A 15748-nucleotide genomic window follows, 5' to 3' on the forward strand; every position below is an offset into this window, starting at 1 on the left:
CTGCGGGGTACCGCGATCTACGTCTCGACCGGTACCGGGGCACCGGGACCACACGACACCCTCCACGGCGCCGGTATCGAGCACAGCCCGAACAAACTGCTCGATCAACTCCTCATCGGCGGCGCACTGGAGGCGTTCGCCGACCGCTGCACCCGTCAACTCCGGGAACGGTTCGACCAACCGGCGATTCCTGCCACCTTCGAATTGCGCGCCCGCGGTACTCATTCCTGGTCCTACTGGCGCGAGGACCTGCACAGCTCCTGGCCGGTGTTCGCCGCCGCGCTCGCCGCCGAACCCTGACGCGGCATCAACCGGTCCAGCGGAGATCTCCGCACTGATGCGCGGCCCTGGCGAGCGGATTCGCGCTAGCTCGCCATGAACCAGGGCGGGCGGCTTGCATGCTGTCACCAGCCGGATTTCCGGTGTGAACGATACGCGCGGGGGTAAAACCAGCTCGGATGCAGCTGATGCTCGACAGCTCGCGCTCGCCGGAGCCGGGTCCGTAGTCGTCCGACACGAAGGCTGGTGCTCGTCATGGTGTTGCAGTCGCTCGGCGCGCGGGCCGGGAAACCGTCACAGGGCGCCTCGTGAGCGCCGGGGGCTCGTCCGCCTCGTCCCACTCGGTGGTTCGCACCGATCGGCCGGAGCGCTACGGCAAGCAATTGGTGGCACACCTGGGACGGCGCAACGGCGGTGAGTGGTCGGCGGAGGACTCCTCCGGCTGGATCGACCTGGACACCGGCCGAGCCACGGTCACCGCGCGGCCCGGCGAATTGTCCCTTCGCATCGAGGCCCCCGCCGAGGACCTGCCCCAGCTCGAGGACGTGCTCGCCAGACACCTGGTGCGATTCGGCGAGCGCGACGGACTGAGCGTCACCTGGCAGCGCGATCCGTCCGCCCCCGGTGCCACCGACGCGGGCGTCGACCGCACGCAGGAGTGAGACCACCGCGACCGTGCGGCGGGCACCTGTCCGGCCCATGACGTCGCCTGGCACTAGCCCGAGTCATAGAAGGACAGTGTTCGATCGTTATCGCGAATCAGCGCCCACGCGGAACGAGCGATTGATAGTCTGAACGCAGTTGAACTATCAATAGCTCTGCTTTCCCCGCTCGGAGTGGTAGCCGGCCCTTCGGGCGCGATGGATCGTTGCGCGAGGAGTAGAACGTGTCCGAGTACGCGGCGGCCGCTGAGTGGTCTTCCCCGGGCAGGCCAGAGCCCGTTCCGCTCGCGGTCGCGCTGAGTCACCGAATCGCTTCGAGCACCAAAACTTTCGGCCGCACGGTCCGACTCGGCGTACGGTCCACCGCGCTGCTCGCCGCGGATCTGGCCCTCGGCCGGTTCCCCGCGCGCGAGGCGCTGGTCCAGGCGTGGTTCTTCGCCTCGGTATCGCTGCTGCCCGCGATTCTCATCTCGCTGCCGATGGGCGTGGTGATCGCCGTCCAGGTCGGCAGTATCACCGAGAACGTCGGCGCCGGTTCGATGGCGGGCGCGGTGGGCGGCATGGGCGTGATGCAGCAGATCGCCCCACTGGCCGCCGCCTTGCTGGTGGGTGGTGCGGGCGCGTCAGCGATCGCCTCCGACCTTGGCGCCCGGACGATCCGGGAAGAAATCGATGCGTTGCGCACCATGGGCATCGATCCGCACCGCCGCCTGGTCGCGCCACGCGTTCTCGCGATGACCGCGGTGGCGCCGATGCTGGCCGTGCTGGTCATCCTGATGAGCATTCTCGCCAGCTTTCTGGTCGCCTCGGTGGGCCAGGGCGTCGCGCCGGGTTCGTACTGGCTGTCGTTCGGCAGTTTCGCCACCGTGACCGATCTGGTCATCTGTATCGCCAAGGCGGCGGTCTTCGGCTACCTGGTCGCGGTGATCGCCTGCCAGCGCGGCTTGGAGGCGCAGGGCGGGCCGAAGGGCGTGGCCGACTGCGTCAACGCCGCCGTCGTGCTCGGATTGCTGACGTGCCTGGTGGTGAACCTGGTCATCACGCAGGTCGTGCTGTTGTTCGTGCCGTTGGGATTCCTCTGATGGCGGCGCGCAGCGGGCTGCCGACCGCGCGGCCGTCGGAGTATCGGCCGCGGGGTCTGCGCTGGACGCGATATCTCGGGCGGCTGTGGGAACCGTTGGAGGAATTGGGCTTTCAACTGCGATTCGGGATCGCGGCCTGTCTCGGCACGGGATACGCGCTGCGCCGCTACCGCAAGCAGGTCGTCGCCGTTTTCACCGACCTGGCCTGGGGCGGTGGACGCTCGGTCATCGTCGGCGGCGGAGTGGTGCCCGTGCTGGTCATCATGGGCGTGGTGGCGGGGGCGATGATCGGCATCGTCGGATTCACCGCGCTGGACATGCTCGGCCTGGGTCCGCTCGCCGGTGCGATGTCGGCGCTGGCGAACCCGCGCGAACTCGCCCCGCTGATCGCCGCGGTCGGCTTCGCCGCCCAAGCGGGCTGCCGGATGACCGCCGAGATCGGCGCCATGCGCATCTCCGAGGAGATCGACGCGCTCGAAGCGCAGGCGATCGACCCGATCCCGTACGTGGTGTCCACACGGGTGATCGCCGCCGTGATCACGGTGATTCCCACCTACCTCATCGCGCTGGCGCTCGGATTCCTCACCACCCGGCTCACCGTCACCGCGGTACACGGCCAGGCCTCGGGTGCGTTCGCGCATTACTTCGACATGTTCGTCGCCCCGGCGGACCTGGTGTATTCCCTGGTCAAAGTGGTGGTCTTCGTTCTCGTGATCACCGGCGTGCACGCCTATCAGGGTTTCTACGCGACCGGCGGGCCCGAAGGGGTCGGCATCGCCTCGGGCCGCGCCATCCGCGCGAGCCTGGTGCTCATCGCGTCGACGGACATGATGATGACCATCGCCATGTGGGGCTTCGACACCGATATCAGCTTCGCGGGGTGAGTCTCATGAGTCGTGCGGTGCAGTTCTCGGTTCGCGGACCCGGCCGTGCGGGTCTGCGGTTGCGGGGGTTGGCGCTGCTCGCGGCGCTGGCCCTGCTCGCGACAGCGGTCTGGCGCACGCTCGAGCCGAGCCGGGAGGGCCTCGTCGGCTTCGACATCGTGCTGACCAGCCTCGGCGACGGCATCGGCGCCGACAGCGCGGTGCGCCTGCGCGGCATGACGATCGGCTCGGTCGTAGCGATCGAACCCGTCGGCGCCGACCGGCAACGGGTGCGCGTGGGCGTCGAAGCGGCGCGCCTGACCGAGTTGTCGACGGCGATGCAGACCCGGTTCGTCTCCGCCAACGTCTTCGGATCGACCGCCCTCGAATTCGTTCCTATGCCGGGTGGCGATCCGCTCGTCGCGGGCGCGGTGCTCGACCTGGGCGATCGGGTCGACAACTTCACGGTGACCCGGATCCTGCGCGACTCCGGCCGCGCCGTGGCCGACGTGCTGACCGCCCGGATGTCGGCATCGCTGGAGAACGGGGCGCGTCTGACCGAGGCGATGGCGCCGATGCTCACCGCGGCCCTGCTACTGGCCCGCACCTGGCAGCGGGCTCGGCCCGCCCCGCTCACCGAGTTACTCCGCGAATCGGCGGATGTCACCGAAGGCGTCGCCGCGTTCACCCCTTCGGCGCTCGGCATCCTCACCGCCCTCGCGTCGGTGACGGAGCTGGACGACGACCTTCGGACGCGCCAGGCCTCCGACACGATCTCCGAGGTCTCCAACCTCGTGTTCGCCTTCGCCGGGGAACTGGTCGGAGCGCTCGGCCCGACCTCGCAGGCGGTGGACATGCTGCTGGACCTCGTGATCCCGCTCGACCAGGCGATGCGCGGCGTCACGCCGAGGCAGGTGCGCGATCTCACGGCGGCGATCGACGGGGCGCTGCGGCACCGCGACGACCGCCTGGTACTCGACGTGGAATTGCTGATCGAGGCGGTGCCGGCGTTCCGCGTTCCGGCCGAGGCGGCGGGCGGTGCGGGACGATGAGGACACCGCGGGCCGCCGCAGTACGCCTGCTGCTGTTGCTGCTGGTCGTGATCGCCGTGGTGACCGTGGTCGTGCAGGCGATCCGCCGTCCGGTCGGCGGCGAGACGATCGGCTACCACGCGGAATTCGGCGACGTCTTCGGACTTCAGCAGAACGCGGACGTCCGCCTGCGCGGCGTGCAGGTCGGCAAGGTGACCGGCATCTCGCTGACCTCGGACCATCGCGCTTCCGTGCGCTTCACCCTGCTGGCGCGGTATCGGTTGCGCACTACCGACCGCCTCGCGATCAGCTTCCAGAACCTGACCGGCCAGCGCTATCTCGCGATCACCGCGGCGGCGGAACAAGGGCCGTACCTGGATCCGGCCGAGCCGGTGGCCGACACGGTCGACTCGTTCGACATCACCACGGTCTTCAACGGCTTGCGACCGCTGCTGCGCGAAGCCGATCCACAGGTCTACAACCGGTTCGCCGCCGGCCTCGTCGCCATGATCGAAGGCAGCGGCGGCGATATCGCGCCGCTGCTGCGCGATCTGGCCGCCCTGACCGCCTACGCCGAGGATCGCACGACCGTCATCGCGACCATCGTCGCCAATCTGGACGCGCTGTCGCAGCGGCTGCGCGGCCGCTCGGCGAACCTCGAGAACATCCTGCGCGTCTTCCACTCCATCTTCATGCCGGTGGCCGGACGCATGGAGGAGTTCCTGAGTCTGATGGACAAAGGCTCGGTCGAGATGACCGAGATCGTGCGCACCGCCGAGGCTCTCGCGCGCCTGCTGCTCGGCGCACGCGACAGCTCCGACGCGCTCACCGAACGGATCCGGCAGGCCATTCCCGACACCACCGCCGCGGTGCGGTCGCTGTCGGCGCTGCCCGGGCTGCTGGAAGCGCTCAACGCGCTGATTCCCCGCTCCGAGCCGTCCCGGCAGTGCGCGAACGGCACGATCACGCTGCCGGTCACCGCGGCGGTGCTGCTGCACGGCCGTCCATTGACCGTCTGCGCGGGGAGTCGATGATGAGAGATTTCTCCGTTCGCACTGCTGTTTCCCTCGGTCCCGAGATCCCCTCGCCCCGTAGCCAGGTGATGTGGGCGCTGGTCAGCGTCATCGCTGTCACGCTGGCTTTCGCCACGGTCGGTGTGCTCTATCTCCGCCCGCCGAACTACGCGACCTACCGGCTGCACCTGCCGGAAACCGGGGGCCTGACGACCGGCGACAGCGTGCGAATCGCCGGCGTGAAAGTGGGACGGGTGTCGTCGATTCGACTGGCCGAGGAGCACGTCGACGTCGAGTTCATCGTCGAGGCGCGTTACCGCCTCGGTGACCGGACCGCCGCGGACATCCGCATGCTCACACCGGTCGGCGGGCTGTATCTCGCGCTGCTGCCCGCGGGCGAGCAACCGCTGCGCGCGCCGATCCCGGTGCAGCGGGCGCGCCTGCCGTTCCTGGTGCACGAACTGATACCGGAATCGGTCGAGGTCGCCGAACAGGTCGACACCGAATCGCTGCGCAGGACGCTCGACGCCGCGGCGCACGCGCTCACGGACGCCCCGGGGACGGTCCGCCGAGCCGTGTCCGCACTGGGCGTGGTGGTCGGCGCGCTGGCCGAACAGAAGAACCAAGTCGAGGGCCTGCTCGAACTGTCCAACGAATACCTGAGAACCGCGCGGGACAACGAGATGCTGGCCACCGAGGTGATCCGGGCCTACGCCATCCTGGGACCGCAGATCGTGGCGGCGCGTTCCGAAGTCGAGATCTTCGCCGACAAGGTGACCGCTGTCGTCGGGCTGCTGTTCGACTTCCTGGCCGGTCCCTACGCCGAGAAGCTGGAGCCGCTGCTGTTCCCCCTGGAGCAGAGCCGCGACCTGGGCCGCGATCTGCTGAACTCGACGGAGGCGATCATCGCGGCGATGACTCGCACTATGGAGGAACTCGCCGCGCTGGCCGGGCCGGAGGGCCGAGCGCTCATCGATCAGAGCGGCCTCACCGTGCGGCGCCCCGACGTATGCCTACCGGTGCCGGGAGCGGGGTGTTGACCATGCGCGCGGTGCACGGGAGAAGAGTCCGGATGCCCGCGGTGCTGATCGCGACCGCGGTTGTGGTGTCGGCGGTGGCGGGGGCGGCCGTGTACCGCTCCGAAGGCCCCGCTCGCGCCGTCTGCGCCCTGTTCGACGACACCTTCGGTCTCTATCCGGACGCGCCGGTGACGATTCGCGGTGTAGCGGTCGGGAAGGTGCGAGCGGTCGTGCCCGACCACGAGCACGTCCGGGTGGAGATGGTTGTCGAGGAGCGTCCGCTGTCGGCTCGCACGCGGGCGGTCGTGGTGAATTCTTCGATACTGACCGACCGTCGCGTGGAGTTGGTGGACACCTCGCTGCGGGACGAGCGAGCGCTGCCTTCCGATCGGTGCGTCCAGCCCGACCACACGGCGACGCCGGTGAGCGTCTCCGACGCGCTCGGCTCGTTCACCGGACTCCTCGACGACATCACCCGCCCGGGGCCGGACGGCAGCACGCCGTTGCGGGCACTGCTGGACGGCGCGGACCGCGAGTTGCACGGGCTGGGACCGGCTCTCGACCGGCAACTGCGGCAGCTGTCCGACGTGCTGGCCGCGCCGGACACCTTCGTGACCCAGCTCGGCGAACTGCTGGACAACTCGGCGGAGCTGAGCCGGTTCGTCGCCGCGGAGTGGAACGACATCAAGACCTCGATGATCACCTTCGGCCCGGGGCTGGCGCTGCTCGAGCGCACCCTCGTGATCGTCAAGATCCTGGTCGGCAAGCTCGCGGCGGCGCTGGGCCCGCTCGACCGCCTGTTCAACCATCACTTTCCCTACCTGATGGAGGTCCTCGAATCCTCGGTGCCGATCGTGACGCTGGCCCGAACGCGTGCCGAGGAATCCCGCGATCTGCTCGCGACCATACCGGGGGTCATCACCATGTTGCGGAGCATGATTCAGGGCGGGTACGGCGGCGTCACCTTCGACTATCGCCCGCCCGCGGTCGTCGTCGGCGCGGCCGATGCCCGGGCCTTCTGCGCGTCCATGCCGAGTCCGGATACCTGCGAGGCGCTTTCGGCGCACGCGGCCCGGATGCCGTTGCCCCTGGCCGTTCTCGTGACCGCCGGGGGTGCACGATGACCAGGTGGCGTCGAGCGGGCGGCCGGAGCCGACGGCTGCTGCTCGTGAGCATCACACTCGCGCTGCTCGTACCCGTCGGTTGCGGTTTCGACCCCAGCGACCACGCCCTGCCGGGAACCGGCGTCGACGGAGCCACCTATCGACTCGCGGTCGAGTTCGAGTCGCTGTTGAGCCTGCCCGCGGGCGCCAGGGTCCGCAGCAACGGCACCGACGTCGGCCGGCTGCGGTCGATCGAACTGGTGCCGCACGCCGCGGTGGCGCACCTCGACGTGCGCGCCGACGTCCGCTTCCCCGTCGGCACGCGGGCCGAACTGCGGCAGACGACCGTCCTCGGCGACATCTACCTCGCGCTGCTTCCGCCGCCCGACGACCGCGCGGGCCTGCTGCGCGACGGCGGCACGATTCCCCTGCGCGACACCGACACCGGGCCACAGATCGAGCAGATCCTCGAGCGAATGGCCGCGTTCGTCAACGGCGGCAGCGCCGCCAGGATGCAGGACGCGGTCGAACAGTGGAACCGCGCCCTACCCGAAGACCCCGCCGAGACCAGAGAACTGGCCGGGCGCATCGCCGCCGATCTCGCCGGCGCGGCCGACGGCATCGGTGACATCGACCGAATCGTCGCCGCCACGGACCAACTGACCCGGCGATTGCACCAGATGCGCGCGGAGGTCGGCTTCGTCTTCTCGGAGACGGCTCGACGGCGGCTCGAACGTGTCCCGGAATTCATGACCGCGGTGCTCAACGTCGTGATCGACGTCAACACGCTCACGACCGGGCTGGACTGGCTCATTCCCCGGCTACCCCATCTCAACGACGCGCTCGAACGATCGGCGGTCCTGTTGCGCGAGCCCTCGGCCGATGCCACGCGCTGGGAAGGCAACGGAGCGCTGATCGCGGAACTGCTGTCCGGCAAAGTGATCCCGCTTCTCCAGGACCCCGCACTGGATCTGCGCAGGGTCGGGCTCGCGGGCAGCCCCGACCGTGACATCGACGCACTGATCCTGCTTCGCCTGATCGGGGTGCTGCCTTGACCAAGATTCCCGCGTGGTTGTCCGGCGTGGCCCTCGCCGTGGTCACCGCACTCGGCAGCGGCTACCTGATGCTCGGCGTACTGGACGTGGCGCCGATGGCCGAGCGCAATCGGGTCACGATCCGGATGGACGACGCCGCGGGTTTGCGGCCCGGATCGGCCGTCGTCTACCGGGGAGTCGACATCGGAACCGTGGACGAGGTGCACAGCGTGCCCGGAGGTGTCCGGATACGGTTGTCCTACGACCGTGCCCACCCGATTCCGGTGCACACCGCGATGGAGATCGAGAATCTCTCCGCGCTGGGCGAGCCGGTATTCGCCTTCCTCCCTGGCCCGGTCGGCGAACCCGACCGCACGCGCTATCTGCACGACGGAGACCAGCTCACCGGCTCGGTCGACATACCCGCCTCGGTGCCGGAATTGCTCGCGGCCTCGTCGGCCCTGCTCGATCAAGCCGATTCGGCCGCGATCAGCCGGTTGGTTGACACGTTCGCCACCGCTGTAGAGCACGCCGGGCAGGTGGCTCCGGCCATCGCGCGCGCCGCCCAGCTGCTCGCGCTCACCCTGGCCCGGCATCAGCCGTCCCTGGAAGCGGTGCTGCGCAATCTGCTGCGGCTCATGCCCGATGTCGACTGGGTGCGGCCCGCGCTGACCGCCGCGCCTCCGCAGCTCGACCAGTTCGGCGAAACGCTCGGCGTGTCCTACCAGTACCTGTTCGAAGGGTCGGCCCTGCTGCGTGGCCGCGAAGTGCTCGGTTCGTGGCGGGAAGAGGAGCAGCGCTTCGTCGACTTCCTGCGCGGGCTCGCCCCCGAGCTCGGAGCGCTGGGCGTCGCGCTGCGGCCGGTGACCTCGGCCGCCGGACCCGCGCTCGGGGCGGTCGACATGGCGACCCTGCTCGACCAAGCCCTCACCGCACTGCCCGGCGATCGCCTGCGGATCATCCTGCGGACACCGCCGGTAGCCGAAGGAGAACGATGAGCACCACCGCGGCAGAGCCCGGCGACACCTCGGCCGACGACGGCGGGACGGCAGACCCGCCCACCAAGCAGGGCAGAACCCGATCGGTGCGCGTTCCGGCACTGCGCGCTCCCGCGGGGATGACCCGTTCCACCGCCGCCGCGCTGGCTGTGGCCGCCGTCGCCGTCGTCACAGCGGTCGCCTTTGCCGTCGGCCTGCTCGGCGACAGTTCCGCCGACGAGCTGGCCGCGCTGCGTGCGCAGCTCGACGCGGACGCGGCCGCCGAGCAGGCCGCCTCGACGTACGCGCTCAACGTCTCGCAGGTACGCGCGGGTGACATCGAGGGGTGGCGAAAAGCCTTGCAGACGGACGTGAGTCAACAGCTCGCCCCGAAACTGTCGGCCGCCGTCGACGTCGTCGGACCCTGGCTGAACCAGATGGAGTACACCGCCACCGCGAAGCTCTTGGCCGCAAAAGTCGCTCGCCGAGAGGGTGACCTGTACGTGGTCCAGGTGTTCGTCGACATGAATTCGCGCAGCAGGCAGACCCCGGAGGGCGTCACCGCCACCGCCGCCTACACCGTCACGCTCAACCGCGCCGCCGACTGGATCATCACCGACGTCGGCGGCGTGACGCCGGATCTGCCCGCACCGGCGCCCGAGACGGCACCCGCGCCGCGCTGACGCGCCGACGATTTCCGCAGTGCACGAACAGGAGAAGATGATGACCGCAGCCTCTCGCAATCCCGCGAGCACGATCGAGACGACAGCCCCGGACGCGACCGCTACCCGGGTGGTGTCGGTCGACGGCGAACCGATCGAGCTGGTGTCGCCGGACTCGCTGACCGCCGAAATGGTCGGGCACTGGACCTATCTCGTCGTCGAGGGCGCCGCGTTCGCGATGCAGGGACTGCACCCGGTGATCCGCGATGTCGTCGACCGGTATTCCGTCGCCCGCACCGATCCGCTCGGCCGCGCGATCCGCTCCGTGGACTCGGTCTTGCGGTGGACCTACGGTGGCCTGGAGGCGATCGAGGAGGGTAAGCGGCTCCGTTCGCTGCACGAGCCGCTGACCATGCGCAACGGGGAGGGCAGACGCATCAGCGCGCTCAATCCCGAGGCGTACCAGTGGGTCATCGCGACCGCATACGTCACCACGGCCAAGGCCGGACCACTGCTGGTCGGTCGCGAATTCACCGCGCGGGAACTGGACGATCTGCTCGCCGACAACCTCCGCATCGCACGCATCCTGCGCGTGCCGATGAAGGGTTACCCGAGGACCCGGGCGGAATTCGACGCCTACTACGAGCACATGGTGTCCGACGTGCTCTGCGCCACCGACGACGTGCGCCAGCAGTTCGCCGACCTGCGTTCCGGTGACACCGAACAACTGCGCGCCCTGCCCTTTCCCGTCCGCTCCCTCGTCCGCGCGCTGGCGCGACCCCTGCTGCGCTTCAACTACCTGTCCATCGTGGGACTGCTGGACCCGCGACTGCGCGCCATGGTGGGGGTCGAATGGAGCGAGCAGGAACAGCGGCAACTCGAACGCGTCTACGCCGTCATCCGATCCGCCTACCGGGTGCTGCCCGAGCGGTTCACCTACTTCCCCATCGCCTACCACGCCAGGAAGCATCACCGGTGCATCCAGCAGATGAAGGAGCGCGAACTGAAGTCGGCGGCCTATCGGGTGCGCCCGAAACAGTAGCCGGGCCGGTGGCTAATTGCCGCCGGGGTGCGGGAACAGCAACGGCGCCAGGAAGCGCCGGGCGAACTCCTTGGCCTCGGCGGCATCCGCGAGCGGCAGCGCGCCACGCGGATTCGAGATGAACGACATCGTCAGCCGGACGAACAGCTCGGCGACCACTTCGGCGTCGAAGACGCCGAGCTCACCGCGCCGCTGCCAGTGCACGATGAATCGCGCCACCAGTGTCCGGCCCTGTTCGATGAATTCGTCACCGGTGAGGAACCGCGTGAGCTCGCCCGCCGCCGACGAGACGCGCAAGCTGTGCGTCAGCAGGCGAGGGGCCTTCGCCTCGCTCACGAACGCCGAGAACATCTCCGCCAGCGCGCTCACCGGTCCCGCCGAGCGCTGCACCGCCTCGGCCACGATGACGCCCACCCGTTGCGATTCGGCCATGAGGGCAAACCGCACCAGGGCCGATTTGGTGCCGAAACGGCGATAGACCGTCGCGACGCCCACGCCCGCGCCCGCGGCGATGCGGACCATCGTCGTCTCCTCGAAACCCACTTCGGCGAAGCAGTCGCGGGCGGCATCGACGATGCGGCGCGATTTGGCATCCAGCGCGGTGAGGTCGGCCCACGCGTCGCCCACCGCGGCGAGGAACTCCGCGACGGTCGGGTCGTCACCGCCGCGCTCCGGCGCGCGCACGGCGCGAGCGTGTTCGGCCCGGCCGAGGTCACCCGAGGCATTCTTGCGGCGGGTGTTCGCCGCGGTCTCGCTCGAATCGTTCCGGTGCGCCCTCATCGGCGAGAGCCTACCGCCCGCCCGTCGCGCCACCTCGCCACCATCGTCAGCCCTTCCGCGGCCGCGGGCGCGGCGAATATCGCCTGTCCCACCACCAAAATGATAGCCTTTAAGGTGCATCACTATCACCGGTAGGCCAGAGGTGACCCATGGCAACGAACGCAGAGCTGCCCGTTGTTTCCCAGTCCAGCGCCCGCGCCGCGACGCGGTCCCGAGTGCGCCCCGGTGTGCTCGCCGAGTTCCGCAAGCACACCGGCAGCGTGCTGTCGGGCGTGTTCGCCGGAGCCGCCTTCGATCAGGTCGCGCTCGTCCCCGTAGCCGCCGCGGTGGACCGCACCGGTCGCTTCGCCGCGAACTTCGCCGATCGCGGCGTCCGTTCGGGCTTCTCCGCCCTCCTGGCGATGTGGGGCGATCCGGCCGACCGGTCGGCCGAGGCGGAGTGGCTCAAGCAGCGGCACCGGGACGTGCACGGCCGGGGTCGAGGCGACTACCACGACGTCCGCTACAGCGCGCTGAACCCGCAGACCTGGATCTGGGTGGGCGTCAGCGGAATGTTCGTCGCGCTCAACACCTTCACCTACTGCACCGGAACGGTGCTGCGGCCCGAGGAGAAGGAAGCCGCCTATCAGATGCTGCGCGAGGGGTTCTCCGGTTTGGAACTCGCCGCGCGGTCGGGCAAACTGCCCCCGGATCTGGCGTCGGCGACCGAGTACTACAACGCGATGGTGGAACGCGAGCTGGCCGCGAACCCGTTCCTGGTCGAGCAGTTCGCCGGGCTCACCAGGCTTCCCCTGCCCACCCTCGGCCTGCCCCCGCTGCTCCGGACCGCGCTTCTGCCGATGTGGCTGATGCTGCGCCGGCTGGTCGGTCACGTGATCCAGGTGTGCTCGGCCGAAGTCATGCACCCCGGCGTCCGCCGCATGGTCGGCTTCGAGCTGAAGCGGCGGCACCATGTCGAATTCGCGGCATACATCTGGCTGCTGCAAGTGGCTTGGAAAGTGCTGCCGGATCGGCTGCTGCTCGCTCCGCTGGCGTACAACCGCCTGCAATACGAGAAGCTGGTCCGCTTGCACCGCAAGTACGCGCTGGATTCCTTCTCGCCCCCGTCGGGCGCGGCGGGCGGCTGCCCTGTCTGAGCACCCGTCCAGAGAGCAGGACCAGGTTGCGCATGATAGTGGATTCCGGGGATTGCTATCACCGCGGACGCCTTCGCGGCGCCGCGCCCGGATCGCGTTCGACCCCGCCCGGCCCGGATCACGCAGACGCGGCCACCTCACCGCCGTCGTACTCGTTCCCGAGCCCGGGCGCCGCGGCCTGCCTGCCCAGGGCGGGCGCGATCAACTCCACGGTGTCGTGCAGGATCTGTTCGTAATCGGCGCGACGGAACTCGTACGGCAGTTCCAGTCGCAGTTCCGACGTCTGCGCCAGCACCGGATCGGCCCGCAACCGGTCGATGATCTCCGCGGCGGTGCCGACCAGATCCGGGGCGAAGAGGACACGACGCTCCCCCTGCGGCGCGAGGGTCCGCTCGTGCCGACCGGCCGCGTACTGCCGGTACCGCTCGCGGGTCGCGCGGTCGGCGCTGTCGAACGGGACGATCACTCGCCCCACCGCGACGCGGGCAGGCCGGGCCGGATCGACCGATCGGCGATACTCGCCGATCAAGGTCGACTGGGTGGTGCTGAAGTCGTCGCTGCGCTCACCGGAGACGATGTTCCCGGTCAGCAGGTTCAGGCCGTTCTCCCCTGCCCAGCGGACCGAGCGGATACTGCCGCCGCCGTACCAGAGCCGGTCGATCAAGCCGGGATTGTGCGGCTGCAAGCGGGGCCGCTGCGTGTTGCCCGGAGAGTGGATCACCGTGTCGGCAGCGCCGAGGTAGTCGCCGCGCAGGTTCTCGATCAACCGGCCGATTCGTCCGTAGGACAGGTCGTAGGTGCGCCAGTCGCCGTCGAAGACCCGGTGTCCGATCAACTCGGCATGCGGCGGGGTGCCCGCGCTGAAACCGGCTTGCAACCGGCCCCGGGAGAGCACATCGGCCAGCGACAGGTCCTCGGCCAGCCGGAACGGGCTCTCGTAACCGATCGGAATCACGGCCGTGCCCAATTCGATCCGGCTGGTGCGCTGCCCGGCGGCGGCCAGGAAGACCGCCGCCGAACCGACGCCGTGCTCGAGATGTCGTTGCCGAATCCACGCACCGTCGAAACCGAGGCTTTCGCCGTACTCGAACAGTTGCAGCGTGTCCTCGAGCCCTGCGTAGGGGTCGTCGTCGGGGTAGTTGCCCGGAGTCAGGAACGACAAAGTCCTGATCCGTGGTGTGGTGTCGGTCATAGGGTCAGCGGGCGCTCGTACGGCATCGGCTCACCGGCTCCGATCGCGACCGGGAGGTGCCGGTTCTCGATGAAGGCGGCGGGCGGGGTGTGGACGGCGGCCTGCGCTGTCATGCGGTGCTCCTCGTCTGGAACTCTGCCGTCCCGGGCTCGGCACTGTCCGCGACGCCGGAACCGGCGCCGCGGACAGGACGATGACGTACAGAGGTAATACCGGATCCAACCGGTGGCACCCGTCGATGAACAGGATTCCGCTCAGCTCGAACGCAATACTCCACTGCCGCCGTAGTACCGCGTCCGCCGCTCAGCCCCGCACAGGTTCTCCACGGCTCGACCCGTTTCCCACGGCCTGGGTCGGCGCCGGGCAGTCGGAACGGCGCAATGCCGAATCCGACTCCCGCGATAGGAGTAGATGCCCGGCCAGGGTGCCCCACCTGTACGACCGCACGACGTCGGAATCGACGCCGCGCAGGATGCATCACCAATGGGCGGACTTATGCGGATGTGTCGTTTCTGTGTCGTACCGGCGCGACGGCATTACACCGGCCCGCGATGTGTGGACGCCCGCTCGGCGCCGACTCGGCCAACGCGTCCTCGACAGAGGCGTAGACGGGCAGCAAGGCGTCGAGTTCGATGACGGTTACCACGCGCGCGACGACCGACCAGGTGCCGACGACGCTCAGTCGAATGCCGCGGCGTCGGCATCTCTCGGATTCCTCGGCCAAGACCACCAGCGAACGGCAGGCCATGAAAAGGAGGCCGGTGGTATCGATCACCAGGGGACCTGCGGCCGTGACCGACGCGACCGCTTCGGACAATAGTCGGCGCCACGTCGGCAGCGTGTAGGCGTCGACTTCGCCATGGACATGGATCACCACCGCGCTACCGCGGCGTTCGGTGGTCGCGCTCAGGAGGAGACGAGCGTCTTCCGGCTCGTCAGCCGGGGGTGGGAGGGAGGAGCCGAGGCCGTGCAGTGCTGTGCTCATGGGGCACTCGATTCGTTTCGCGCCTGTAGGCGCTCGACAGTCGGGGCCCACCCTGCGTCCTCAAGACAGACCTGTCTTTCTTTCCTAACATAGACAGGGCGGTCTGTACAGCTATATCCTCGAGGGAAGATGGAGACCCCGAACCTTGCGCGGACCGCATCCGCCGTACCTGCTCGCGAGCGAATCCTGAACACGGCCTACACGCTGTTCACTCGCCGCGGCATCCGAGCGGTGGGTACCGACGAGGTGATCGCGATGTCCGGCGTCGCCAAAGCGACGCTGTATCGCCACTTTCCGTCCAAGGACGATCTCGTGCTCGCCGTGCTCCAGCGCCGTGAGCAAGTGTGGACGCTCGGCTTGGTGGAGACGCAGTCCCGCCTGCGCGGTGACACGCCGGAAGAGCGATTACTCGCGATCTTCGACGTCTTCCACGACTGGTTCCAGAAGCGCGAGGACTTCGACGGCTGCTCGTTCATCAACGTGCTGCTCGAACTCGGCGGCGGTCATCCGGCCGGGCAGGCCAGCATCGGATACCTCGACAACATCCGGGCCATCGTCCGCGAACGGGCCGAAGAGGCCGGACTGCGCGACACGGATGACTTCGCCCGCTCCTGGCACATCTTGATGAAAGGCTCGATCATCTCCGCCGCCGAAGGCGATCTCCAGGCCGCGCAGCGCGCCAAGCTCATGGCCCGCGCGCTCATCGAACAGCACCGACCGGTCGAGCCGTAGCGACGCGCCTACACTGGGAGCCGCCACCTGCCCCCGGGTCGATGCCTTGTCCGAGACGAACCCCGACGGAGAAGCCTATGTCCGGCCGACGAAATGCGCAGCGTCCCAATCGAGTTCGTCGCCCGGATGTGCTACCCGCGGTGCGCTACCCCGCCC

The 15748-nt window shown here is 69.0% G+C and carries 16 protein-coding genes and 1 pseudogene; 14 read left to right on the forward strand and 3 right to left on the reverse strand.

Annotation, left to right across the window (positions count from 1 at the left end; translation table 11 throughout):
* The 12 genes and pseudogenes from HOV91_RS34925 to HOV91_RS34980 form a co-directional block, all read left to right on the forward strand.
* Positions 1-300, forward strand: a pseudogene (locus HOV91_RS34925) (esterase family protein); the annotation flags it as partial.
* 323 nt (positions 301-623) lie between these two features.
* The gene (locus HOV91_RS34930) at positions 624-941 is read left to right on the forward strand and encodes a DUF2218 domain-containing protein (protein ID WP_312884892.1); all 318 of its coding nucleotides are present in this window, start codon (positions 624-626) and stop codon (positions 939-941) included.
* 296 nt (positions 942-1237) lie between these two features.
* Positions 1238-2023 carry an ABC transporter permease gene (locus tag HOV91_RS34935; protein ID WP_174189524.1) on the forward strand — a complete coding sequence of 262 codons (786 nt, stop codon included), beginning with the start codon at positions 1238-1240 and terminating at the stop codon, positions 2021-2023.
* Positions 2023-2907 carry an ABC transporter permease gene (locus HOV91_RS34940; RefSeq protein WP_174189511.1) on the forward strand — a complete coding sequence of 295 codons (885 nt, stop codon included), beginning with the start codon at positions 2023-2025 and terminating at the stop codon, positions 2905-2907. The genes HOV91_RS34935 and HOV91_RS34940 overlap by 1 nt, the downstream gene beginning before the upstream one ends.
* 5 nt (positions 2908-2912) lie before the next feature.
* Positions 2913-3938, forward strand: a complete 1026-nt coding sequence (locus tag HOV91_RS34945; protein ID WP_174189512.1) for an MlaD family protein — start codon at positions 2913-2915, stop codon at positions 3936-3938.
* Positions 3935-4951, forward strand: coding sequence for an MlaD family protein (locus HOV91_RS34950; protein WP_174189513.1), 1017 nt, complete (start codon positions 3935-3937; stop codon positions 4949-4951). Before HOV91_RS34945 ends, HOV91_RS34950 begins: the two co-directional genes overlap by 4 nt.
* Positions 4951-5970, forward strand: a complete 1020-nt coding sequence (locus HOV91_RS34955; RefSeq protein WP_174189514.1) for an MlaD family protein — start codon at positions 4951-4953, stop codon at positions 5968-5970. The genes HOV91_RS34950 and HOV91_RS34955 overlap by 1 nt, the downstream gene beginning before the upstream one ends.
* Before the next feature lie 32 nt (positions 5971-6002).
* The gene (locus HOV91_RS34960) at positions 6003-7073 is read left to right on the forward strand and encodes an MlaD family protein (RefSeq protein ID WP_174189515.1); all 1071 of its coding nucleotides are present in this window, start codon (positions 6003-6005) and stop codon (positions 7071-7073) included.
* Between the two features lie 44 nt (positions 7074-7117).
* Positions 7118-8107, forward strand: a complete 990-nt coding sequence (locus tag HOV91_RS34965) for an MlaD family protein (RefSeq protein ID WP_312884893.1) — start codon at positions 7118-7120, stop codon at positions 8105-8107.
* Positions 8104-9084, forward strand: coding sequence for an MlaD family protein (locus tag HOV91_RS34970; RefSeq protein WP_174189517.1), 981 nt, complete (start codon positions 8104-8106; stop codon positions 9082-9084). Before HOV91_RS34965 ends, HOV91_RS34970 begins: the two co-directional genes overlap by 4 nt.
* Complete coding sequence (locus HOV91_RS34975) at positions 9081-9746, forward strand: hypothetical protein (protein WP_174189518.1); 666 nt, start codon at positions 9081-9083, stop codon at positions 9744-9746. The genes HOV91_RS34970 and HOV91_RS34975 overlap by 4 nt, the downstream gene beginning before the upstream one ends.
* A gap of 37 nt (positions 9747-9783) precedes the next feature.
* Positions 9784-10767: an oxygenase MpaB family protein gene (locus HOV91_RS34980; protein WP_174189525.1), complete on the forward strand. Its 984-nt coding sequence runs from the start codon at positions 9784-9786 to the stop codon at positions 10765-10767.
* Between the two features lie 12 nt (positions 10768-10779).
* Here HOV91_RS34980 and HOV91_RS34985 read toward each other — a convergent pair whose 3' ends face one another.
* A complete protein-coding gene (locus HOV91_RS34985; RefSeq protein WP_174189519.1) occupies positions 10780-11547 on the reverse strand; it encodes a TetR/AcrR family transcriptional regulator in 768 nt (255 codons plus the stop codon).
* 149 nt (positions 11548-11696) lie between these two features.
* On the opposite strand from HOV91_RS34985, the gene HOV91_RS34990 reads away from it, so the two are divergent.
* The gene (locus HOV91_RS34990) at positions 11697-12683 is read left to right on the forward strand and encodes an oxygenase MpaB family protein (protein WP_174189520.1); all 987 of its coding nucleotides are present in this window, start codon (positions 11697-11699) and stop codon (positions 12681-12683) included.
* A 118-nt stretch (positions 12684-12801) separates the two neighbouring features.
* On the opposite strand, the gene HOV91_RS34995 is transcribed toward HOV91_RS34990, so the two are convergent.
* Together HOV91_RS34995 and HOV91_RS35000 are read right to left on the reverse strand one after the other, a co-directional pair.
* Complete coding sequence (locus tag HOV91_RS34995) at positions 12802-13875, reverse strand: LLM class flavin-dependent oxidoreductase (protein ID WP_174189521.1); 1074 nt, start codon at positions 13873-13875, stop codon at positions 12802-12804.
* A gap of 493 nt (positions 13876-14368) precedes the next feature.
* On the reverse strand, positions 14369-14860 hold the full coding sequence (locus HOV91_RS35000) for an anti-sigma factor antagonist (protein ID WP_174189522.1): 492 nt from the start codon (positions 14858-14860) through the stop codon (positions 14369-14371).
* Positions 14861-14989: 129 nt separating this feature from the next.
* On the opposite strand from HOV91_RS35000, the gene HOV91_RS35005 reads away from it, so the two are divergent.
* Entirely contained in the window at positions 14990-15592 is a 603-nt protein-coding gene (locus HOV91_RS35005; protein WP_174189523.1) for a TetR/AcrR family transcriptional regulator, read from the forward strand.
* Positions 15593-15748 lie beyond the last annotated feature (156 nt).

Origin of the sequence: Nocardia barduliensis (assembly GCF_013315795.1) — a bacterium.
GTDB classification, from domain to species: domain Bacteria; phylum Actinomycetota; class Actinomycetes; order Mycobacteriales; family Mycobacteriaceae; genus Nocardia; species Nocardia barduliensis.

Excerpts from the sequence above, each read along its gene's own strand:
- HOV91_RS34940 (WP_174189511.1), top strand. The coding sequence starts at position 2,023 with ATGGCGGCGCGCAGCGGGCTGCCGACCGCGCGGCCGTCGGAGTATCGG.
- HOV91_RS34945 (WP_174189512.1), top strand. The coding sequence starts at position 2,913 with ATGAGTCGTGCGGTGCAGTTCTCGGTTCGCGGACCCGGCCGTGCGGGT.
- HOV91_RS34950 (WP_174189513.1), top strand. The coding sequence starts at position 3,935 with ATGAGGACACCGCGGGCCGCCGCAGTACGCCTGCTGCTGTTGCTGCTG.
- HOV91_RS34955 (WP_174189514.1), top strand. The coding sequence starts at position 4,951 with ATGAGAGATTTCTCCGTTCGCACTGCTGTTTCCCTCGGTCCCGAGATC.
- HOV91_RS34960 (WP_174189515.1), top strand. The coding sequence starts at position 6,003 with ATGCCCGCGGTGCTGATCGCGACCGCGGTTGTGGTGTCGGCGGTGGCG.
- HOV91_RS34975 (WP_174189518.1), top strand. The coding sequence starts at position 9,081 with ATGAGCACCACCGCGGCAGAGCCCGGCGACACCTCGGCCGACGACGGC.
- HOV91_RS34980 (WP_174189525.1), top strand. The coding sequence starts at position 9,784 with ATGATGACCGCAGCCTCTCGCAATCCCGCGAGCACGATCGAGACGACA.
- HOV91_RS34985 (WP_174189519.1), bottom strand. The coding sequence starts at position 11,547 with ATGAGGGCGCACCGGAACGATTCGAGCGAGACCGCGGCGAACACCCGC.
- HOV91_RS34990 (WP_174189520.1), top strand. The coding sequence starts at position 11,697 with ATGGCAACGAACGCAGAGCTGCCCGTTGTTTCCCAGTCCAGCGCCCGC.
- HOV91_RS34995 (WP_174189521.1), bottom strand. The coding sequence starts at position 13,875 with ATGACCGACACCACACCACGGATCAGGACTTTGTCGTTCCTGACTCCG.
- HOV91_RS35000 (WP_174189522.1), bottom strand. The coding sequence starts at position 14,860 with ATGAGCACAGCACTGCACGGCCTCGGCTCCTCCCTCCCACCCCCGGCT.
- HOV91_RS35005 (WP_174189523.1), top strand. The coding sequence starts at position 14,990 with ATGGAGACCCCGAACCTTGCGCGGACCGCATCCGCCGTACCTGCTCGC.